At 68.6% G+C, this 21,753-nt stretch carries 18 protein-coding genes and 2 riboswitches; of the genes, 5 read left to right on the top strand and 13 right to left on the bottom strand.

The genetic code is table 11. From position 1 onward, the window contains the following. Positions 1-5: 5 nt before the first annotated feature. Complete coding sequence (gene aceA, locus P7644_RS08305) at positions 6-1,337, top strand: isocitrate lyase (RefSeq protein WP_404302738.1); 1,332 nt, start codon at positions 6-8, stop codon at positions 1,335-1,337. Between the two features lie 150 nt (positions 1,338-1,487). Here aceA and P7644_RS08310 read toward each other — a convergent pair whose 3' ends face one another. The 4 genes from P7644_RS08310 to P7644_RS08325 all read right to left on the bottom strand — a co-directional run bounded on the left by P7644_RS08310 (position 1,488) and on the right by P7644_RS08325 (position 4,547). Beyond that, on the bottom strand, positions 1,488-1,946 hold the full coding sequence (locus tag P7644_RS08310) for a CopD family protein (RefSeq protein WP_404302739.1): 459 nt from the start codon (positions 1,944-1,946) through the stop codon (positions 1,488-1,490). A 72-nt stretch (positions 1,947-2,018) separates the two neighbouring features. Continuing rightward, positions 2,019-2,444, bottom strand: a complete 426-nt coding sequence (locus P7644_RS08315; RefSeq protein WP_404302740.1) for an RNA-binding S4 domain-containing protein — start codon at positions 2,442-2,444, stop codon at positions 2,019-2,021. A 19-nt stretch (positions 2,445-2,463) separates the two neighbouring features. Then, positions 2,464-3,867, bottom strand: a complete 1,404-nt coding sequence (locus P7644_RS08320) for a sensor histidine kinase (RefSeq protein ID WP_404302741.1) — start codon at positions 3,865-3,867, stop codon at positions 2,464-2,466. Continuing rightward, complete coding sequence (locus P7644_RS08325) at positions 3,864-4,547, bottom strand: response regulator (protein WP_404302743.1); 684 nt, start codon at positions 4,545-4,547, stop codon at positions 3,864-3,866. The genes P7644_RS08320 and P7644_RS08325 overlap by 4 nt, the downstream gene beginning before the upstream one ends. A gap of 162 nt (positions 4,548-4,709) precedes the next feature. On the opposite strand from P7644_RS08325, the gene P7644_RS08330 reads away from it, so the two are divergent. The 4 genes from P7644_RS08330 (at position 4,710) to P7644_RS08345 (ending at position 10,262) form a co-directional block, all read left to right on the top strand. After that, positions 4,710-5,672, top strand: coding sequence for a Bug family tripartite tricarboxylate transporter substrate binding protein (locus P7644_RS08330; protein WP_404302744.1), 963 nt, complete (start codon positions 4,710-4,712; stop codon positions 5,670-5,672). Positions 5,673-5,882: 210 nt separating this feature from the next. After that, positions 5,883-6,422 carry a tripartite tricarboxylate transporter TctB family protein gene (locus P7644_RS08335; protein WP_404302745.1) on the top strand — a complete coding sequence of 180 codons (540 nt, stop codon included), beginning with the start codon at positions 5,883-5,885 and terminating at the stop codon, positions 6,420-6,422. A 2-nt stretch (positions 6,423-6,424) separates the two neighbouring features. After that, positions 6,425-7,954, top strand: coding sequence for a tripartite tricarboxylate transporter permease (locus P7644_RS08340; protein ID WP_404302747.1), 1,530 nt, complete (start codon positions 6,425-6,427; stop codon positions 7,952-7,954). A gap of 130 nt (positions 7,955-8,084) precedes the next feature. Continuing rightward, the gene (locus P7644_RS08345; protein WP_404302749.1) at positions 8,085-10,262 is read left to right on the top strand and encodes a 3-hydroxybutyrate oligomer hydrolase family protein; all 2,178 of its coding nucleotides are present in this window, start codon (positions 8,085-8,087) and stop codon (positions 10,260-10,262) included. 141 nt (positions 10,263-10,403) lie between these two features. Here the strand turns inward: P7644_RS08345 and P7644_RS08350 are convergent, their stop codons facing one another. From P7644_RS08350 to gcvT, 9 genes are all read right to left on the bottom strand, one after another. Further along, the gene (locus P7644_RS08350) at positions 10,404-11,396 is read right to left on the bottom strand and encodes a Bug family tripartite tricarboxylate transporter substrate binding protein (RefSeq protein WP_404302751.1); all 993 of its coding nucleotides are present in this window, start codon (positions 11,394-11,396) and stop codon (positions 10,404-10,406) included. Positions 11,397-11,466: 70 nt separating this feature from the next. Continuing rightward, entirely contained in the window at positions 11,467-12,651 is a 1,185-nt protein-coding gene (gene bktB / locus P7644_RS08355) for a beta-ketothiolase BktB (protein WP_404302752.1), read from the bottom strand. A gap of 110 nt (positions 12,652-12,761) precedes the next feature. Further along, positions 12,762-13,544, bottom strand: coding sequence for an SDR family NAD(P)-dependent oxidoreductase (locus P7644_RS08360; protein WP_404302753.1), 783 nt, complete (start codon positions 13,542-13,544; stop codon positions 12,762-12,764). Between the two features lie 33 nt (positions 13,545-13,577). Further along, positions 13,578-14,234 carry an RluA family pseudouridine synthase gene (locus tag P7644_RS08365; RefSeq protein ID WP_404302754.1) on the bottom strand — a complete coding sequence of 219 codons (657 nt, stop codon included), beginning with the start codon at positions 14,232-14,234 and terminating at the stop codon, positions 13,578-13,580. Further along, a complete protein-coding gene (locus P7644_RS08370; protein ID WP_404302755.1) occupies positions 14,224-16,404 on the bottom strand; it encodes an ATP-binding protein in 2,181 nt (726 codons plus the stop codon). The genes P7644_RS08365 and P7644_RS08370 overlap by 11 nt, the downstream gene beginning before the upstream one ends. Positions 16,405-16,423: 19 nt before the next feature. Beyond that, complete coding sequence (locus tag P7644_RS08375) at positions 16,424-16,822, bottom strand: FKBP-type peptidyl-prolyl cis-trans isomerase (protein WP_404302756.1); 399 nt, start codon at positions 16,820-16,822, stop codon at positions 16,424-16,426. A gap of 64 nt (positions 16,823-16,886) precedes the next feature. After that, complete coding sequence (gcvP, locus tag P7644_RS08380) at positions 16,887-19,775, bottom strand: aminomethyl-transferring glycine dehydrogenase (protein ID WP_404302757.1); 2,889 nt, start codon at positions 19,773-19,775, stop codon at positions 16,887-16,889. 111 nt (positions 19,776-19,886) lie between these two features. Next, the gene (gene gcvH / locus P7644_RS08385) at positions 19,887-20,261 is read right to left on the bottom strand and encodes a glycine cleavage system protein GcvH (RefSeq protein ID WP_404302758.1); all 375 of its coding nucleotides are present in this window, start codon (positions 20,259-20,261) and stop codon (positions 19,887-19,889) included. Positions 20,262-20,359: 98 nt separating this feature from the next. After that, the gene (gene gcvT / locus P7644_RS08390) at positions 20,360-21,487 is read right to left on the bottom strand and encodes a glycine cleavage system aminomethyltransferase GcvT (protein ID WP_404302759.1); all 1,128 of its coding nucleotides are present in this window, start codon (positions 21,485-21,487) and stop codon (positions 20,360-20,362) included. A 44-nt stretch (positions 21,488-21,531) separates the two neighbouring features. After that, positions 21,532-21,639: riboswitch (glycine riboswitch) on the bottom strand. Between the two features lie 15 nt (positions 21,640-21,654). Next, positions 21,655-21,750: riboswitch (glycine riboswitch) on the bottom strand. Positions 21,751-21,753: the final 3 nt, after the last annotated feature.

Raw genomic sequence — 21,753 nt, forward strand, 5'->3', positions numbered from 1 at the left:
CAACCATGTCGAATTCGCTGAACGCACAACTGAGCCGTGAGCAACAAATCGCCGCCCTGGAGAAGGACTGGGCGCAAAACCCGCGCTGGAAGGGCATCAAGCGCGGCTATAGCGCCGCCGATGTGGTGCGCCTGCGCGGCAGCCTGCAGCCCGAGTACACGCTGGCCAAGCGCGGCGCCGAGAAGCTGTGGGAGAAGGTCAACGGTGGTGCCAAGAAGGGCTATGTGAACGCCTTTGGCGCCATCACCGCCGGCCAGGCCATGCAGCAGGCCAAGGCGGGTCTTGAGGCCGTGTACCTGTCGGGCTGGCAGGTCGCCGCCGACGGCAATACCAGCGAGACCATGTACCCCGACCAGTCGCTGTACGCCTACGACTCGGTGCCGACCATGGTGCGCCGCATCAACAACACCTTCAAGCGCGCCGACGAGATCCAGTGGGGCCGCGGCATCAATCCCGGCGACAAGGAATTCATCGACTACTTCCTGCCCATCGTGGCCGACGCCGAAGCGGGCTTTGGCGGCGTGCTCAACGCCTTCGAGCTGATGAAGAACATGATCGCCGCCGGCGCCGCCGGTGTGCACTTCGAGGACCAGCTGGCCGCCGTGAAGAAGTGCGGCCACATGGGTGGCAAGGTGCTGGTGCCCACGCAGGAAGCCTGCGAGAAGCTGATCGCCGCGCGCTTTGCCGCCGACGTGATGGGCGTGTCCACCATCGTGCTGGCCCGCACCGACGCCGAGGCCGCCAACCTGATCACCAGCGACCACGACGCCAACGACAAGCCCTTCCTGACGGGCGAGCGCACGCAGGAGGGCTTCTACCGCGTGAAGAACGGCCTGGAGCAGGCCATCAGCCGCGGCGTGGCCTACGCCCCCTACGCCGACCTGGTGTGGTGCGAGACCGGCACGCCCGACCTGGGCTTTGCGCGCGAGTTCGCCCAGGCCGTGCACGCCGCCTGCCCCGGCAAGCTGCTCTCCTACAACTGCTCGCCGTCCTTCAACTGGAAGAAGAACCTGGACGACGCCACCATCGCCAAGTTCCAGGACGAGCTCTCGGCGTTGGGCTACAAGTACCAGTTCATCACGCTGGCCGGCATCCACAGCAACTGGTACAACACCTTCAAGTTCGCCCACGCCTACGCGCGCGGCGAAGGCATGCGCCACTACGTGGAAATGATCCAGGAGCCCGAATTCGCGGCCCGCGAGCAGGGTTACACCTTCGTGAGCCACCAGCAGGAAGTGGGCGCGGGCTACTTCGACGACGTGACCACGGTGATCCAGGGTGGTTCGTCTTCCGTGAAGGCCCTGACCGGCTCCACCGAGGAAGAACAGTTCCACTGATCTGACGGCAGGCTGCCGGCAGTCCGCACAGAGCGCCCGCAAGGGCGCTTTGTCGTTGTGCGCCCGGTGCGCACCCGCAAGCGGGGTGGTGTGGCTGGGTGGCCCCGGCAATGGAGGTTCCCCATCCCGCTTCTGCCGTGCAGCAAGGCCCTATATCAGCAGGGTCTGCGCCACGATCACCACGCCGATCAGCAGGTTCAGGCCGACCCAGGTGCGTATGCGGGCCAGCGCCTGGCTGCCGGCGCTCCAGTCGGACGCGGCCACCGCCTGCTCCAGCCGGTCCAGCGGTGCGAAGTAGATGTAGGCAAAGATGGCCATCATCACGATGCCCAGCGCGGCCATGATGGTCCATTGGAGCGGCATGGAAAAGGCGCCGCCCGACCCGATGCTGACCACGCCGATCATGCCCAGGCCACTGGTCAGCACCACGACGATGGCGATGGCCACGGTTCCCAGAAAGCGCTGCAGCACGCCATGCAGCAAGCGCACGCGCTGCGGCGGTTCGAGCTCTTGCGCGGCGGGCCGCAGGAAGAAATGGGTGAAGACCATGCCGCCTATCCACACGATGATGGAGAGCACATGGGCGAGCTTGAGGGCGTTGTAGATCATGGGCCAAGACGACTAGGGGGAAACCCTTCATTGTGCGGCCTGTGCCGGCCCATGTTGCTGATGTTGACGCTCTCAGTCGTCGAGCGACGCGCTCCAGCGGTCGCCCCAGCCGCGGCGCAGCTCGTCCATGTCGCGCCGGTCGCGCTTGGTGGGGCGGCCTTCGCGCAGACCGTCGGCAGGCTCGGGCGCCAGGCGCCGGGCCTCGGCGGCCTGGGCGCGGGCGGCGATGCTCTCCGGCGTTTCCTCGTACAGCTGCTGCGCTACGGGCGCGGGGCCGCGGAAGTGGCTCAAGCCCCGCACCACCACCGTGCGCGGCACCTGGCCCTGGCGCAGGGCCACGGTGTCGCCCACGCGCAGCTCGCGCGCGGCCTTGGCGGCCTGGCCGTTGACGGTGACGCGGCCCTTGCCAATTTCTTCCACGGCCAGGTTGCGGCTCTTGTAGAAGCGTGCGCACCACAGCCATTTGTCCAGGCGCATCGAGTCGGGGGGCGTTGTCATGGTGGTGATTTTGCCGGGTTCAGGCCCGGGCCAGCGGCAGGCGCACCACGGCGTCCAGCCCCAGCACCCGCGCGCCCTGGCGGCGGTTGGTGAGCGCAATGCTGCCGCCCAGGGCCTGTACGATCTCCTGGCAGATGGCCAGGCCCAGGCCCGAGCCCTTGCGCACGTCGCCGGCCGAAAACGGCTGAAACAGGCGTGCGGCCAGTTCGTCGTCGATGCCGGGGCCGGCGTCGGCCATGGTCAGCACGGCATCGCCGCCTTCGGCGTGCAGCGTCACGGCCAGCTCGGTGGCGGGTGGGGCGTGGCGTATGGCGTTGTGCAGCAGGTTGCGGCACAGCTCGCGCAGCATCCATTCGTGGGCGCGCATGGGCGCAGGCTCGGTGTCTATGCCGAAGTCCAGGTCGCCCTGCGCGATCAGGGGCGAGAGTTCCAGCGCCACCTCGCGCAGCACCTCGTCGAGCCGGCTTACGGGCAGCTCGCCCTGCTGGCGCAGCTGCTCCACCTTGGCCAGCGCCAGCATCTGGTTGGCCAGCTGGGTGGCGCGCCCCACCGTGTCGCCGATCTCGTGCAGAGCCTGCTCGGGCGGCAGGTCGCCGCGCAGGGCGGACTGCACCTGGGTCTTGAGCACGGCCAGCGGCGTGCGCAGCTGGTGCGAGGCGTCGCGCACGAAGCGTTTCTGGTGCGCCAGCAGGCGCGACAGGCGCAGCATGACGGCATTCGTGGCGTCGATCAGCGGCTGCAGCTCGCGCGGGGCCGCGGGGGCGGCAATCGGCGACAGGTCGCCCGCGGCGCGGGCCTGCAGGCTGCTGCTCAACTGGCGCACCGGCCGCGTGGCGCGCTGCACCACCAGCACCACGATGGCGGCGATCAGCGCCAGCAGCAGCGCCTGGCGCGCCAGCGTGTTCCACAGGATCTGCAGCGCCGCGGCGTGGCGCAGCTCCAGCGTCTCGGCCACCTGGACCACGGCCATGCCGCGGCCCTCGGGGCTGGCCACGGGCTGCAGCAGCGCCGCCACACGCACGGGATGGTTGCGAAAACTGGTGTCGTAGAAGTCCACCAGCGCCGCGTAGGGTGGGCGCTGGGCAATGCGGCCGCGCCACATGGGCAGCTCCTCGAAGCCGGAGATCAGCTCTCCCTGCAGGTTGGAGACGCGGTAGTACATGCGGCTCTGGTTGTCGGCCTCGAAGGCCTCCAGCGCGGCGTAGGGCACGATGACGCGCAGTTCGGCCGCCTCGTCATGGCCGCGCACGTCGATCTGTTCGCTGATGGTCTTGGCCGAGGCCAGCAGCGTGCGGTCGTAGGCCGTGTTCAGCGCCGCCAGCGCCTGGCCGTACAGGCTGTAGGTGTTCAGGCCGACAAAGAGCAGGGTGGGCAGCAGGATGCCCAGCAGCAGCTGGCGGCGCAGCGAGCGGGTGCGGATCACGTTTCGGCCTTGAGCAGGTAGCCCAGCCCGCGCAGCGTCATCAAGGCCACGCCCGTGCCGGCGAGCTTCTTGCGCAGGCGGTACACGACCACCTCGATGGCCTCGTACTGCACCTCGCTCTGGCCCGGGAAGACCAGCTCGTACAGCCGCTCCTTGGTCACCGCGTGGCCGGGCTGGGCCAGCAGCGCGCGCAGCAGCGCCAGTTCGCGTGGGGTAAGGTCCATGGGCGTGCCGTGCGCGTAGGCGATGCCACTTTCTTTTTCATAGCTTATGGCGCCCATGAATAGGGCGCCTGAGGCTGATTTGACCTCTAGTCCATCGCCGCTGCGGCGCACCAGTGCGCGCAGCCGTGCCTCCAGCTCGTCCAGGTCGAAGGGCTTGGGCAGGTAGTCGTCGGCGCCGGCGTTCAGGCCCAGCACGCGGTCGCCCACGGTGCCGCGTGCGGTCAAGAGCAGCACGGGGGTGCGCAGGCCGGTGGCGCGCGCCTGCTCCAGCACCTGCAGGCCGTCCAGGCCGGGCAGGGTCAGGTCCAGCACCACGGCGTCGGGCGGGCGTGCGCGCCATTCGGCCAGCGCGCTACGGCCATCACCCAGCGCCGTCACGGCCATGCCGCGGCGCGTGAGCGAGCGCTGCAGCGTGGCCTGCATGGCGGCATCGTCTTCTACCAGGAGCAGTTGCATGCCGCGATTAGAACCGTTTTGCGCCACGGCAGTGCGGCGCAAATGCAGCGGTAGTGCCGCACGAATGCGCGTAAACCCTAGTGCATTGGACAGCCGTTTGACAGCTTGCCCGCGCATCATCGCGTCGTTCATTGTTCCACTGACACAAGCGAGGAGACTGGTATGCGTCGAGACACCTTTCTGAAATCCCTGGCGGCCCTGGCTGCCGCGGGCAGCCTGCCGCTGTCGGCGCGGGCCGCCGTGGCCATGAAGATGATGTTGCCGGCCAACCCCGGCGGCGGCTGGGACACCACCGGCCGTGCATTGGGCAAGGCGCTGCAGGACGCGGGCGTGGCCTCCAGCGTGACCTATGAGAACAAGGGTGGAGCGGCCGGCGCCATCGGCCTGGCGCAGTTCATCAATGGCTCCAAGGGCGATCCGAACGCGCTGATGGTCATGGGCGCGGTGATGGTCGGCGGCATCATCACCGGCAAGCCGCCGGTGAACCTGAGCCAGGCCACGCCGATTGCACGCCTGACGAGCGAGTACAACGTCTTCGTGCTGCCCGCCAACTCGCCGTTCAAGAACATGGCCGAGGTGGTGGCCCAGCTCAAGAAGGACCCGGGCAGCGTGAAGTGGGGCGGCGGCTCGCGCGGCTCCACCGAGCACATCGCCGCGGCCATGATCGCGCGCGAGGTGGGCGTGGACCCGGCCAAGATCAACTACGTGGCCTTCCGCGGGGGCGGTGAGGCCACGGCCGCCATCCTGGGCGGCAACGTCACCGTGGGCGGCAGCGGCTACAGCGAGTTTGCCGAGTACATCACCGCAGGCAAGATGCGGGCCATTGGCGTGACTTCGGCCAAGCGCCTGAAAGACCTCGCCAACGTGCCCACGCTCAGGGAGCAGGGCATCAACGTGGAGATCGGCAACTGGCGCGGCGTGTACGGCGCGCCCGGCATCACGGCCGAGCAGCGCAAGGCGTTGATCGCCATGGTGGACAAGGCCGTCAAATCCAAGGCCTGGGCCGAGGCGCTGGAGAAGAATGGCTGGACGCCCGCGTGGCTGGCCGGCGACGAGTTCGCCAACTTCGTGGACACCGAGTTCGCCAGCCTGCGCGCCACCATGGTCAAGTCCGGCATGGTGTGACGAGTTGCTTTGTTTTTTTATAGCGCATTGCGCCCATCAATAGGGCGTTAACTGGCATTTTTATATATACCGTCATCCCCGCGAACGCGGGGATCCACGCCTCCGGGCGCTTGGTTCGCCATAGCCATGGATTCCCGCCTGCGCGGGAATGACGGGTTCAACGCGCGGCGCCCGGGCAGGGTGCCCGTTTCCATCCCCGAGGTCGTAGCCATGTCAGAGCCTGTTCTTTCCCCCGAGCCCAGCGCCGTGCCATCGCCGCGCTGGCAGGCCGCCGTGGGCGCGGCCGTGGTGCTGGTGGCCGCCGGCATGGCCCTTGGCGCGCTGCAGATCCCGGGCGACGCCGGCTATGGCGGCGTGGGTCCCAACTTCCTGCCCTGGATGTGCGCCGCGGTGCTGGGCCTGTGCGGCGTGCTGCTGGTGCGCGAGGCGCTCACCGGCGGCTACCGCCAGGCGGCCGACCCGGGCGGCGCGCCGCGCGCGGCGCTGGCGCCCTTTGCCTGGGTCACGGCCGGCCTGCTGCTGAACGCGGCGCTTATCGAAACGCTGGGCTTCATCTTTGGCTGCACGCTGTGCTATGCGCTGGCCGTGCAGGGCCTGCGCCGCGCCAATGGGCAGACCGGGCTGCTCCATCCGCGCGCCCTGGCCGTGGATGTGTTCACCGGCCTGGTGATCACGGCGCCGGTGTTCTGGCTGTTCACGCAATTCCTGGCCATCAACCTGCCGGGCCTGACGAATACGGGGTGGCTCTGACCATGGAAATCTTCGACGCATTGATGGCGGGCTTCGCCACGGCGATCACGCCGGCCAACCTGCTGTGGGCCTTGGTGGGCTGCGCCCTGGGCACGGCCGTGGGCGTGCTGCCGGGCATCGGTCCGGCCGTGGCCGTGGCCATGCTGCTGCCGATCACCGCCAAGGTGGAGATGACGGCCTCGATGATCTTCTTCGCGGGCATCTACTACGGCGCCATGTACGGCGGCTCCACCACCTCCATCCTGCTGAACACCCCGGGCGAGACGGCCAGCATGGTCACCGCCATGGAGGGCAACAAGATGGCCAAGAGCGGGCGCGCCGGCGCGGCGCTGGCCACGGCGGCGATCGGTTCGTTCGTGGCTGGCACCGTGGCCACCGTGGTGGTGACGCTGTTTGCGCCGACGGTGGCGGAGTTCGCCGTCAAGCTCGGCCCGCCCGAATACTTCATGCTCATGGTGCTGGCCTTCACCACGGTCAGCGCCGTGCTGGGCCAGAGCAGCCTGCGCGGCATGACGGCGCTGTTCGTCGGCCTGGCGCTGGGCTGCGTGGGCATGGACCAGATTTCGGGCGCGGCGCGCTACACCGGGGGCAAGATGGAGCTGCTGGACGGCATCGACATCGTGCTCGTGGCCGTGGGCCTGTTCGCCGTGGCCGAGGTGCTCTACGCCGCGCTCTACGAGGGCAAGGTGGAGGAGTCGCAGAACAAGCTCACGCGCGTGCACATGACGGCGCGCGACTGGAAACGCTCGGTGCCCGCCTGGCTGCGCGGCACCCTCATCGGCACGCCGTTCGGCTGCATACCGGCCGGCGGCACCGAGATTCCGACCTTCCTGAGCTACGCCACCGAGAAAAAGCTCGCCAAGGGCGAGGACAAGGCCGAGTTCGGCACCAAGGGTGCCATCGAGGGCGTGGCCGGCCCCGAGGCCGCGAACAACGCCACGGTGACGGCGGCGCTGATCCCGCTGCTGACCCTGGGCATTCCCACCAGCAACACCACGGCCGTGCTGCTGGGCGCGTTCCAGAACTATGGGCTGAACCCGGGGCCGCAGCTGTTTTCCAGCTCGGCGGCGCTGGTGTGGGCGCTGATTGCGTCGCTGTACATCGGCAACCTGATGCTGCTGGTGCTGAACCTGCCCCTGGTGGGCCTGTGGGTAAAGCTCTTGAAGATCCCGCGTCCGCAGCTGTATGCCGGCATCCTGATCTTCGCCACCGTGGGCGCCTACGGCATGCGCCAGAGCACGTTCGATCTGTTCCTGCTGTACGCCATCGGCCTGCTGGGCGTGCTCATGCGGCGTTTCGACTTCCCCACCGCGCCGGTGGTGGTGGGCATGATCCTGGGGCCCTTGGCCGAGGCGCAGATGCGCAACGCCGTCTCCATCGGCGAGGGCAACTGGTGGATCTTCCTGCAGCGCCCCATGTCGCTCACGCTGGTGCTCATCGTGCTGGCCGTGCTCATCCTGCCGCGCCTGCTGCGCCGCTGGGCCGAGCGCAACATGGCGCGTGCGCATCAGAGTGCCGATGATGTGAGTTGAGGGCCTGAGCGCGCGCATCGGGCCGTGGCCCGGAGGCCCGCTCCTCGGGTTTTCTCGCGCCGGATGGCTGGCTGTTTCCCGGTATCGTGCGTTTTCTCGTGCATGCATCACCACAACCACAGGAGACAACATGCGAGGAAATGAGGGAACGACGATGCGCTGGGTCATGACGGCCCTGTCCGCCGCCACGCTGGCGGCCTGCGGTGGCTCGGGGCCATCCAATGAGCTGCCCAAGGGCATCAAGGAGATCAGCGCCACGGCCTATCCGGCCACCACGGTGGGCAAGGGCGACACCGCGGCCACCCAGGATCTGCTCACGGGCGGCATAGGCAGGACGGGCCTGGGCGCCGCCGCCGCGCCGGCCTATGCCGACCCGGCGAATCCCACTGCGGCCGAGCTGCGCCGCAATGCGCTGTTCTCCAACTACCGCGGCATCCTCGATTTCACCGCCAAGGGCGGTTACGGCACGCTTTACGGCCCCAACGTCACGGCCGACGGCCAGGTGACCGCGTCCGAGGGCCTGATCCCCGGCCGCGAGTATGTGGCCGTGCTCGACGATGGCACGGGCCGCAAGCAGACCGTGATCGCCGTGCAGGTGCCCGACAGCTTCAGCGCCGCCAACCCCTGCATCGTGCTCGGCCCCTCGTCGGGCTCGCGCGGCGTGTATGGCGCCATCGGCACGGCGGGCGAGTGGGGCCTGAAGAAGGGCTGCGCCGTGGCGCTGACCGACGCCGGCAAGGGCGTGGGCCTGCACAACCTGGCCGACGACACGGTCAACCAGATCGACGGCACGCGCGCCACGCGCACCGTGGCCGGGGCGCTGAGCTTCTTTGCGGCCAGCCTCACGGATGCCGCACGCGCGGCCTACAACGCGGCCTTCCCGAACCGCATCGCCATCAAGCATGCGCATTCGCAGCAAAACCCCGAGAAGGACTGGGGCCAGGACACGCTGGCCGCGGGCCGCTATGCGCTGTATGTGCTGAACGCGCGCTACGGCACCTTGGACAATCCCGTGCCGTTTACCAAGGCGAATACGCTGGTGATTGCGGGTTCGGCTTCCAACGGCGGCTCGGCCTCGCTGCGCGCGGCCGAGCAGGACGGCGACGGCCTGATCGACGGTGTGGTGGCCTCCGAGCCCGTGACCGAGATGCCTGGCAGCGCTGGCTACGGCATCCAGCTGGGCGGCGCGCCCGTTACCGGCTACGGCAAGACCCTGGCCGACTACACCACCTACGGCAACATCTACCAGCCCTGTGCGGCGCTGGCGGCAGACGCGGCGCTGGCCGAAACGTCGATCTACAACTACATCGGCCTGGCCGCCATGACGGCCCGCGCCACGGCGCGCTGCGACGGCCTGGCGGCCAAGGGTCTGGTCAGTGGTGCGACGACGGCCGAGCGCGCCGCCGATGCCCTGGCCAGGCTGCGCGCCTATGGCTGGAGCACCGACAACGACAGCATGCACAACGCCCATTACGCGTTGGGCAATGGGCCCATCCTCTCGGCCATGTACACCATGGCCTATGGCCGCTTTGGTGTCGATGCCAATCTGTGCGGCGCCAGCTTCGCCGCGGCCAGTGCCACGGGCGACGTGGTGGCGGCCGCCCCCGCGGCGCTGGCAAACAGCTTTGCCACGGCCAACGGCACGGCCAATGGCACGCCGGCCACGGTGATCTACAACGACTCCAAGGGTGGGGCCAAGTCCTGGCCCTGGGCGGTGTCACCCTCCACGGGTGTGGCCGATTTTGGCCTGGACAACGCCCTGTGCCAGCACGCGCTGGTCAGTGGCAAGGACCTGGCCACGGGCGCCGCGCTCACGGCGGCGAGCACGCCCACCAAGGCGCAAAGCGACGCCGTGCGTGCCGGCATTGCCGAGGTGCTGCACAGCGCCAACCTGCGCGGCAAGCCCGCCATCATCGTCGCCGGCCGCAGCGACGCACTGGTGCCGGTGAACCACAATGCGCGCGCCTACACGGCGCTCAACCGCACCATCGAGGGGGCGGCCAGCAAGCTGCGCTACATCGAGGTCGTGAACGGCCAGCACTTCGACGCCTTCCTGCCCTTCAGCGGTTTCGACACGCGCTTCGTGCCCCTGCACCCGTACTTCAACCAGGCCATGGACGTGATGTGGGCGCACCTGAAGAGCGGCGCCCAGCTGCCCGCCAGCCAGGTGGTGCGCACCACGCCGCGCGGCGGTACGGCAGGCGCCGCACCGGCCATCACGAGCGCCAACGTGCCGCCGTTTGCCATGGCGCCGGGTGTGGCCGACCAGATCGGCTTCAGCGGTACGTCCATCACCGTGCCGCGCTGACCCGAAAGACGGCGCCGCCGGGTGCCACCCGCTAAGCCATCCGGTAACGCAGAAGGCCTCCGCATGGAGGCCTTCTTGCATAGGGTGCGCCCGGCGAAGCTCTTCGACAAGCTCAGGCACGGCACCCCGATGGGCAGGCCCTTACTCGATCTTGGCGCCGGAGGCTTCCACGATGCCCTTCCACTGGAGGTACTCGGTCTTCAGCAGGGCGGAGAACTGCTCTGGCGTCATGGCCTGGGGTTCGGCGCCCTGGGCATGGATGGCGGCCTTCACGTCGGCCGTGCCCAGCAGCTTGTTGACCTCGGCGTTGAGGGTGTTGACCACGGCAGCGGGTGTGCCGGCGGGCGCGAACACACCGTACCAGGTGCTCACGTCAAAGCCCTTGAAGCCCGACTCGGCCACCGTGGGAACGTCGGGCAGCGAGGAACTGCGCTTGGCGGAGGTGACGGCCAGCGGGCGCAGCTTGCCGGCCTTGATCTGGCCCATGGCGGACGGCAGGGACGAGACCAGCAGCTCCACGTTGCCGGCCAGCGCGTCCATCAGCGCCGGGTTTGAGCCCTTGTAGGGCACATGGCTGAGCTTGATGCCGGCGGCCTTCTCGAACAGGTCGCCCGCCAGGTGGATGGAAGTGCCATTGCCGGGCGAGCCATAGGTGACGGTGCCGGGTGCTGCCTTGGCGGCGGCCACCACGTCGGCCAGCGTCTTGAATTTGGAGTTGACGCTGGTGGCAATGACCACGGGTGTCCAGGCCACATGGGCCACGGCCGTCAGGTCTTTGGTCGGGTCCCAGGGCAGGTTCTTGTAGAGCCAGGGGCCGATGACCAGGTTGTCCTTCTGGCCCATGACCAGGTCATAGCCCGTGGGCGCGGCCTTGGTGGCCTCGGTGATGCCTATGGTGCCGCCGGCGCCGGGCTTGTTGTCGGCCACCACGGTCCATTTGTTGGCCTCGGCGAGCTTGGCGGATACCAGGCGCGCCAGGATGTCGGTGCCGCCGCCGGGAGGGAAGGGCACGATCATGCGGATGGGCTTGGCGGGATAGGCGCCGACCGCGGCAGTTGTGGTTTGTGCCTGGGCGGTGGCAAGGCCAAGTGTGCAGGCGAGGGTGGCAAACGAGAGGATATGTCTACGAAGCATTAGGGGAAGTCTCCGGGGAGGCCAAGAAAAAATCAGGCGCAGCCGCCGCGCTGGCGGTCGCGCCTGGCAGTTACATGCGTTCAAAGATCGCAGCGATGCCCTGGCCGCCGCCGATGCACATGGTCACCAGCGCGTAGCGGCCCTGGATGCGCTGCAGCTCATACAGTGCCTTGACGGTGATCAGCGCGCCGGTGGCGCCGATGGGGTGGCCCAGCGAGATGCCCGAACCATTCGGGTTGACACGGGCCGGGTCGGCGCCCAGCCCCTTGGTGACGGCGCAGGCCTGGGCGGCAAAGGCCTCGTTGGCCTCGATCACGTCCATCTGGTCGATCTTCATGCCCAGTTTCTTCAGCAGCATCTGCGTGGCCGGTACCGGGCCTATGCCCATGGTCTTGGGCTCCACGCCTGCGTGCGCGTAGCCCACCAGGCGTGCCAGGGGCTTGGCACCACGCGCCTTGGCGGCGCCGGCCTCCATCAGCAGCACGGCGGCGGCGGCGTCGTTGATGCCGCTGGCGTTGGCGGCGGTGACGGTGCCGTTCTCCTTCACGAACACCGGCTTGGCCTTCTGGAAGTCCTCCAGCTTGGCGCCGGGGCGGAAATGCTCGTCCTTGTCAAAGGCCACCTCGCCCTTGCGGGTCTTGAGCATCACCGGGACGATCTGGTCCTTGAAGCGGCCCTCGGCCCAGGCCATCTCGGCGCGGCGGTGGCTTTCCAGGGCCAGGGCGTCCTGCGCCTCGCGGGTGATGCCGTGCTCGGCGGCCACGTTCTCGGCCGTCACGCCCATGTGGATGGTGTGGAAGGGGTCGTGCAGCGCGCCCACCATCATGTCGATCATCTTGGCGTCGCCCATGCGCGCGCCAAAGCGCGTGGCCAGGCTGGCATAGGGCGCGCGGCTCATGTTCTCGGCGCCGGCGCCGATGGCGATGTCGTACTCGCCCAGCAGGATGCCCTGGCTGGCGCTGACGATGGCCTGCAGGCCCGAGCCGCACAAGCGGTTGACGTTCATGGCCGGCGTTTCCTTGGCGCAGCCGCCGTTGATGGCCGCCACGCGCGACAGGTACATGTCGCGCGGCTCGGTGTTGACGACGTGGCCGAACACCACATGGCCCACGTCCTTGCCCTCCACGCCGGCCCGCGCCAGCGCCTCCCTGACGACCAGCGCGCCCAGGTCGACGGTGGGGGTGTCCTTCAGGCTGCCTCCAAAGGTTCCGATGGCGGTGCGCACACCGCTGACGACGACGACTTCACGGGTCATGGTTTTCTCCTGTAATGATAGGTTCTAAGTTAAATTGGGCTTTTGCGCCCGCTGGGTAAGCGCTGTGTGCTATTAAATAAATAGTAGATTTTCGACTGTGGCGGCACGCTTCAGGCGTCGCGCACATCGGCCACGGGGTTGCTGCCGAAGTCTGCACGCGCAAGCCATGCCAGCACGCGGTCGGCCGCGGCCGCGGGCGAGGTGAGCATGCCACCCGTCTTCAGGGCGGCAAAGTTCTGCACGTCCGGAAAGTCGGCCGGGCTGGCGCCGCGCAGCTGGACCTGCATGTCGGTGTCGATCACGCCGGGCGCCAGCGAGCAGACCTTGGCGCCATGGGGCTTGGCCGCCTCGTCCAGCGCCAGGCAGCGCGTGAAGTGGTCCATGCCGGCCTTGGCGGCGCAGTAGCCGGCCTGCGAGGCCATGGCACGCCGGCCCAGGCCCGAGGAGATGTTCAGAACCTTGCGCGCAACCTCGTGGCCCGGGCCGCCCCAGGCCTCGGTGGCGCCCAGGAAGGCGGCGGTGAGCAGCATCGGCGCCTCCAGCCCCACGCGCAGGGCGTTGGCCAGGTCGGCCATGTCCGGCGCGCTGGTGCAGGCCGACAGCGGCGCGATGCGCGGAATCACGCCCGCGTTGTTGATCAGCGTGGCGCTGGCATAGCGCCCTGCGGGCTGCGCGGCGAGCCAGGCGTGCAACTGCTGCGCGGCTGGCGCGGGCTGCGACAGGTCTACCGTCCATTGCTCCAGCACGGCGCCGGCGGGCGTGCCGGCGGCCAGTTCGGGCTGGGTGTGGCGTGCCATGCAGACCAGGGTGTGGCCGGGCTGCAGCAGCCGCCGCGCCAGGCCCAAGCCCATGCCGCGCGAGGCGCCGGTGAGGATGTACAGGTGTTGCGTCATTCCGGCATGGTAGCCGCCCAGAACGGCCGGTTGTCAAAACGGCGGCTCCGACATGTAACTGCACCAGTCGCCGCGCAGCGGGTGCGCAAACCCGAGCCCGCAGGCATGCAGCAGCAGGCGCGGTGCGCGCGCCTGCGCGGCGGCGTCGCCATACAGCATGTCGCCGAGTATGGGGTGGCCCAGGGCCGCCAGATGCACGCGCAGCTGGTGCGTGCGGCCGGTGACGGGTTCGAGTTCCACGCGCGTGGAGTCATCCACTGGGTTGTGCGCCAGCACGCGCCAGCGCGTGAGGCTGGGCTGGCCGCGCGCGGTATCGATTACGCGCAGCGGGCGGCGCTCCCAGTCGGCGGCGATGGGCAGGGAGATCTCGCTCCAGCCGTCAGCGCCGCTGCCGGGGGGCGCTTGCAGGCGGCCCGCCACTACGGCCTGGTAGCGCTTGTGCACGCGGCGCTCGGCAAAGGCATGGCCGAGTGCGCGCTGCATCTGCATGCCCCGCGCCATGAGCACCAGGCCCGAGGTGGGCTGGTCCAGCCGGTGCACGATCAGGGCGTCGGGCCACAGGGCCTGGGCGCGCGCGCTCAGGGCATCCTGCTTGGTCGGCCCGCGCCCGGGCACGCACAGCAGGCCGGACGGCTTGCGCAGCACCAGCAGCGTGTCGTCGGCATGCAGGCAGTCGACGTCAGCGCTCATGGGCCAGGCGGTCCACGGTGGCGCACAGCTCCTCCACGTCGTTGGGCTTGTGGATCAGCGCGCGTGCGCCCTCGGCCAGGGCCGCCTGCTCAATCTCGGTGGTGACATAGCCCGAGGCCAGGGCCACCGGCAGGTCGGAGCAGATGGCGCGCGCCGCGCGCAGCAGGTCCAGGCCGGAGTAGCCGGGCATGTTGTAGTCGGTGACCAGCAGGTCGTAGCGCTCGGGCGCGGCGCGCAGCGCCTGCGTGGCCTCGTGCGGGTCGGTGAAGCCGCTGACCACGTAGCCCCGGCGGCGCAGCAGGCGCTGCACCAGGAACACCAGGGCCGCGTCGTCGTCCACGTACATCACATGGCGCTGGCGCGCACCCGCCGCGGGCGGTGGTGCCGGGGGGGCGGGCGGTGTGGCAGCGGCGGGCGCCGCCATGTCGCCAGATGTTGGCGTGGCCACGGGGAAGTAGAGCGTGAAGCTGCTGCCCCGGCCCGGCGCACTGTGCACGTCGATGCCGCCGCCATGCGTGCGCATCACGCCATGCACCACGGCCAGGCCCAGGCCCGTGCCCTGGCCCACCGGCTTGGTGGTGAAGAAGGGCTCGAAGATGCGCGGCAGCGTGGCCTCGTCCATGCCCGGGCCGTTGTCCTGCACGCGCAGCGCGACATAGTCGCCGGCTGCCAGGCCCAGGCTTTCGCGCAGGTGCTGCTCGGGCTGCACCAGGGCCGCGTCCACGTCGATGCGCCCGCGCTGCGCGCCTATGGCGTGCACGGCGTTGGTGCACAGGTTCAGGAGCGCCTGCTCCACCTGCGTGGCATCGGCCAGCACCGGGGGCAGATCGGCGGGCAGGTGCATGCTCAGCTCGATCTCTGGCGGCAGCGTGACGCGCAGCAGGCGCTCCGTGTCATGCGCCACCTCGGCCAGCGTGACCGCGGCGCGCCTGGGCGCCTCGTTGCGGCTGAAGGTGAGGATCTGGCGCACCAGGTCGCGCGCGCGCCGGCCGGCCTTGTCGATCTCCAGCAGGCTTTCATGCAAGGGCGTGCCGGGCTTGCAGTCGGCCTTGGCCAGCTCGACGTTGCCCAGGATGGCGTGCAGGATGTTGTTGAAGTCGTGCGCGATGCCGCCGGCCATGGTGCCCACGGCCTGCATCTTGTGCGATTCGCGCAGCTGCGCCTCCAGTGCGCTGCGGCGCGCCTCCTCGCGCTTCCTGCCGGTGAGGTCGCGCGCGAATACGGTGGTGGTCTCGCCCCCGGTGTGGCGCTCGAAGGACACGCTGACCTCTACGGCCAACTCGCGGCCGCTCGCCGTGAGGGCCGTCATCTCGCCCAGTGCGGCCTGGGTGGTCAGCTGGGCAAAGGCCAGCACCTGCTGGGCGGCGGGCAAAAAACGGCTCAGAGGACTGTCCAGGGCGTCTCGGGGCGCGCATTGGAACAGCATGGCGGCCGTGGGGTTGAAGACGGTGATGCGCTCGTGCTGATCCACGCAGATGATGGCGTCCAGGGCCGAGTTGATCACCGCCTCCAGGCGGCGCTCGCCGGCATGCAGCTGCGCGTTGCGCTCCTGCAGCTCCTCGGCGCTGCGCTGCAGCGCCTGGCGCTCGGCCAGCAGCGGGCCCTGGTCGATCACGGCGCAGAGAAACTGCGTGAGCGGCGCGTCGTTGTCGGTGTGTGATTCGATGTGCGCGATGTGCAGGTCGCCGGTGATCTGCCGCTGCTCGTCGATGTGAAACACCACCTCGGTGGCTTCGGCCCTGCCGTGCTCCCGTGCCGTCGCAAAGGCGGCGCGCACGCGCGCCGCGTGCTCGGCCCCGACGAAGGGCATCAGCGCGATCAAGGGGCGGTCATCCTCCAGGGGCTGGAACGAGCGCTGCGCCATGGAGTTGGCCTGCACCACCATGTCGTGCTCGTCCAGCACCATGAGCGACAGGGGCACGTTGGAAAACAGCGCCTCGAAGCGTTCGGAGGCACTTTCCGCCGCCGCCTGGCTGTAGCGCAGCACCTTGTTTTGCGCCTCCAGCTCGGCCTGCGAGGCGCGCAACTCGGCAATGAGTTCGGCCATGGAGCCGCTGGCGCGCCCATGTCCGCGGCGCTCGGGCATGTCCGCCTGCGGCGGCGCAGAGGCGGGCGCTTGCGGCGGCTGCTCCGCAGCGCGCAGGAGGAAAGACAGGTCGGGCTGATCCATGGCCGCGGTGGCTGAAGGCTCAGCGTACCGACAGCAGTTCGATTTCAAACTGCAGCGTCTTATTGGCGGGAATCAGGGCGCTGGCGCCGCGCATGCCGTAGGTGGTTGCGGGCGGGCAGGTGAGTTTGGCCTTGCCGCCCTCCTTCATGAGTTGCAAGCCCTCGCGCCAGCAGGGAATGACGCGGTTGAGCGGGAAGACGGCCGGCTCCCCGCGGGTGTAGGAGCTGTCGACCTCCTTGCCATCCTCGGCGATGCCGCGGTAATGCACCTTGATCGTGTCGCCGGGCTTGGGGCTTGTGCCGGTGCCATCGTGCAGGGATTCGTAGAGCACGCCGCTGGCCGTGGTGACGGGGGCGGCCTGTGCCAGGGCGGCGGGGGCGATGAGCAGGGCGGCGAGCAGGGCCAGGGTGGAGCGCATGAGTTCTTCCAAAAAACAAAGGCCCGATGGTAGGGCCTTTGTGTGGTGAGCTAACGGGCTTAGATCAATCGAGATCAGACAGCGGCACGCAGGAGCAGAACAGATTGCGGTCGCCGTAGACGTTGTCCACGCGGCCCACGGGGGCCCAGTACTTGGTCCTGCGCAGGCTGGCCACGGGGTAGGCGGCGGCCTCGCGCGTGTAGGGGTGGCTCCAGTCGGACTGGAGCAGGCTGGTGGCCGTGTGCGGGGCGTTCTTCAGCGGGTTGTCGTCCTGCGGCCAGTGGCCGTTCTCGATCTGGCGGATCTCTTCGCGGATGGCGATCATCGCGGCGATGAAGCGGTCGATCTCGGCCAGGGTCTCGCTCTCGGTGGGCTCGACCATCAGCGTGTTGGCCACGGGGAAGCTCAGGGTGGGCGCGTGGAAGCCGTAGTCGATCAGGCGCTTGGCCACGTCCTCGGCCATCACGCCGCTGGTTTCCTTCAATTGGCGCAGGTCCAGGATGCACTCGTGCGCCACATGGCCGTTGGCCGATGCGTACAGCGTCGGGTAGTGGTCCTTCAGGCGCACGCTGATGTAGTTGGCGCTCAGGATGGCGGCTTCGGTGGCCGCGGTCAGGCCCTCCGCGCCCATCATGCGGATATACATCCAGCTAATGGGCAGAACGGCTGCATTGCCCAAGGGGGCTGCGCTTACAGCTCCTACTTTGCTAGCGATTCCGACCGTGGCATGGCCCGGAAGGTAGGGTACCAGGTCCTCCACCACGCACACCGGGCCCACGCCCGGGCCGCCGCCACCGTGCGGGATGCAGAAGGTCTTGTGCAGGTTCAGGTGGCTCACGTCGCCGCCGAATTCGCCCGGCGCGGCCACGCCCACCAGGGCGTTCATGTTGGCGCCGTCCACGTACACGCGCCCGCCGTGCTGGTGCACGATCTGGCACAGCTCCTTGACCTGGGTCTCGAACACGCCGTGCGTGCTGGGGTAGGTGATCATCACGCAGGCCAGGTCCTGGCTGTGCTGCTCGCACTTGGCGTACAGGTCGGACATGTCCACGTTGCCGTTTTCATCGCACTTGGTGACCACCACCTGCATGCCCACCATCTGCGCGCTGGCCGGGTTCGTGCCATGGGCGCTGGACGGAATCAGGCAGATATTGCGGTGCCCATGGCCCTGGGCCTCGTGGTAGGCCTTGATCGCCAAGAGGCCCGCGTATTCGCCCTGGCTGCCCGCGTTGGGCTGCAGGCTCACGCCGGCGTAGCCCGTGGCCTGGCACAGCCAGCGCTGCAGGAGCTGGTCGAGCTCGGCGTAGCCCGCCAGCTGGTCGGCCGGGGCGAAGGGGTGGATGTGGGCAAATTCCGGCCAGGTGATGGGGATCATCTCGCTGGTGGCGTTGAGCTTCATGGTGCAGCTGCCCAGCGGGATCATGGTGCGGTCCAGCGCCAGATCCTTGTCGGACAGCTGGCGGATGTAGCGCAGCATGCTGGTCTCGCTGTGGTGCGTGTTGAACACCGGGTGCGTGAGGAAACTGCTGGTACGCGCCAGGCCCGCCGGGATCAGGCTGGCGGCCGTGGACTCCAGGGCTTCAACGCTGGGCTGGGCGGCGTTCGGCGCAAAGGCGCTCCACAGCAGGGCGAGGTCCGCGCGGGTGCTGGTTTCGTCCAGCGACATGGCCACGCATTGGGTGCGCAAGAGGCGCAGGTTGGCGCCGGCCTGCAGGGCGCGCTGCAACACGGCCTGTGCGGCGGCGGGACTGCCCATGTCCACCGTGAGGGTGTCAAAGGCCGTGGCGTGCAGCGGGGGCAGGCCCAGCTGCTTCAGGCCCGCCGCCAGGATGGCCGCCAGGCGCGCCACGCGCTGGGCGATGCGCGCGAGGCCCTCGGGGCCGTGGTACACGGCATACATGCTGGCGATCACGGCGGGCAGCACCTGCGCGGTGCAGATGTTGGAGGTGGCCTTTTCGCGGCGGATGTGCTGCTCGCGCGTCTGCAGCGCCAGGCGGTAGGCCGGCTGGCCGTGCGCGTCCACGCTGACCCCCACCAGGCGGCCAGGCAGGCTGCGCTTGAACGCGTCGCGGCAGGCCATGTAGCCCGCGTGCGGGCCGCCCGCGCCCATGGGCATGCCAAAGCGCTGGGTGGTGCCGACCACGATGTCGGCGCCCATCTCGCCGGGCGACTTGAGCAGCGTGAGCGCCAGCAGGTCGGCGGCCAGGATCAGGGCCGCGCCCTTGGCGTGGATGGCCTCGCTGCTGGCCTGCCAGTCGGCCAGCCAGCCACTGGAGCCGGGGTATTGGTTGATGGCGGCAAAGTAGTCGTCGCCGTTGATCGCGGCGGTCCATTCCTCGGCCGAGCGAACGATCTTCACGGTGAAACCCAGCGGCGCCGCGCGTGTTTCAATGACCTCGATGGTCTGCGGGTGGCATTCGCCGCTGACGATGAAGGTATTGCCCTTGGCCTTGACCGAGCGCTTGGCCAGCGTCATGGCCTCGGCGGCGGCGGTGGCTTCGTCCAGCATCGAGGCGTTGGCGATGTCCATGCCGGTGAGGTCGGTGACCATGGTCTGGAAGTTGACCAGCGCCTCCATGCGGCCTTGGCTGATCTCCGCCTGGTAGGGCGTGTAGGCGGTGTACCAGGCGGGGTTCTCCAGGATGTTGCGCAGGATGACGCCCGGCGTGTGCGTGCCGTAGTAGCCCTGGCCGATGAAGCTCTTCTTCACCTGGTTCTTGCTGGCGATGGCCTTCAATTCGGCCAGCGCGGCGGCCTCGGTGCAGGCCGCAGGCAGATCCATGGGCGTGGCGCGGGCGATGGAACGCGGCACGATGGAGTCGACCAGCGAGCGGCGCGAGGCCTCGCCGATCACGGACAGCATCAGCGCCTCGTCTTGGGCATCAATGCCGATATGGCGGGGCAGGAATTCGGTGGCGTTTTCCAGAGCGGACAGGGAAGGGGCGGCGTTCATGGGTCTTTAGATAAAATGACATCGAAAGCCGCTCTGGGTAAGCGCGAGCAGCTATCTTTTTATTGGGCGTTGAGCGTTTGGCGTGGACTACGCAACAACGCTCAATGCACCTCAGGCGCTGGCGGCAAAGGCGTTGTAGGCGGCCTCGTCCATCAGCGCATCCAGTTCGCCGGGGTTGGACAGCTTCACCTTGAAGAACCAGCCGGCGGCCAGCGGGTCGCTGTTGGCCAGCGACGGGTCGTCGCGCAGGGCCTCGTTGACCTCCACGATCTCGCCCGAGACGGGCATGTACACGTCGGCGGCGGCCTTCACCGATTCGACCACGCCGGCTACGTCCCCCTGGGCAAAGCTCTTGCCGATTTCGGGCAGATCCACGAAGACCACGTCGCCTAAAGCGTCCTGCGCATGCACGGTGATGCCGACCACGGCGCCATTGGCGTCGGCAGCGTTGACCCATTCGTGGTCTTTGGAAAATTTGATGCTCATGAAAGTCTCCGAAAAAGAAGAAAAAAAGTTGCGAGAAAGACCCAGGGCGCACTGTAGCCGCCCTGGGCACGGCAGAAATCAGGGGAAGTCAGCCCCTTTCAGCCCCGGTAATAGCGCGGCGGCAGGAAGGGGGTGGGCGCCACCTCCATGGGCACGGCCTTGCCGCGCACCATGGCGTTCACGCGCGTGCCGACCGCGGCCAGCTGCGGCGGCAGGTAGCCCAGGGCAATCGGCTTGTCCACGCTGGGGCCCAGCAGGCCGCTGGTGACCTGGCCCACCTTCTGGCCATCCAGGCTGTGCAGCTCGGTGTGCTCGCGCACCGGCACGCGTTCCAGCGCCACCAGGCCTACGCGCTTGCGCGTGAGGCTGGCCGGGTCGTCAATCTGGGCCAGCACCAGGTCCGCGCCCGGAAAGCCGCCGGCGCGTGCGCCGCCGGTGCGGCGCACCTTCTGGATGGCCCAGTTGAGTGCCGCCTCGGGCGGGGTGGTGCGGGTGTCGATGTCGTTGCCATACAGGCACAGGCCGGCCTCCAGGCGCAGCGAGTTGCGCGCGCCCAGGCCAATCGGGGCCACCTCGGGCTGGGCCAGCAGGGCGCGCGCCAGGGCCTCGGCCCTGTCGCCGGGCACGGAGATTTCAAAGCCGTCCTCACCGGTATAGCCGCTGCGCGTGATGAACAGCGCGGCGCCGTTCCAGTCGAAGCTGCCGCCGCTCATGAACACCAGCTTTTCCACGCCCGGCACCAGGCGCGAGAGGGCCGTCACGGCCTGGGGGCCTTGCAGGGCCAGCAGGCCCTGGGTTGGCATGGTCATGACCTGGCAGCGGCCGCCGATGCGTGCCTGTATATGGGCGATGTCGCCCACCTTGCAGGCGCCGTTGACGATCAGGAACAGCGTGTCGTTGCCCTGGTTGAAGAACATCAGGTCATCGATCACGCCGCCCTCGTCATTGAGCAGCAGGCCGTAGCGCTGCCTGCCCACGGGCAGGTCGATCACGTCCACCGGCATCAGCGACTCCAGCGCGGCTGCGGCGTCCGGCCCGATGAGCTGCAACTGGCCCATGTGCGAGACGTCGAACAGGCCGGCCTGCGTGCGTGTGTGCAGGTGCTCGGCCATCAGGCCGCTCTTGTACTGCACGGGCATGGAGTAGCCGGCAAAGGGCACCATGCGGGCGCCCAGCTCGATGTGCAGGGCGTTCAGGGGAGTGGTCAAGAGTTCGGTAGCGGACAAGGCGTTTCTCCAGGGCAAATACGGGCCATGGCCGAAGCCACGGTGTTTGCCCTGCTGTCCTCTTTACCTGAGAGATTCACCCGGCGATGCGGGTTTGCTCCTTCGGTGGGTACCCAAGGCGGACTTGGGTACCTCTCTCCAGCAAGGAAACGCCCGCAACTGCTGCGGGCGTGTCGTCAGTCCTTTTGCCTGAGCGTTTTGGCTGCGGGCCTGCGCCTTCGGCGGCCGGCGTTTGGGTGCTGGCTCTCTCCTGACAGCCGCAAATT

It is taken from the genome of Alicycliphilus denitrificans, assembly GCF_044792555.1.
Classification (GTDB): Bacteria; Pseudomonadota; Gammaproteobacteria; order Burkholderiales; family Burkholderiaceae_C; genus Alicycliphilus; species Alicycliphilus denitrificans_A.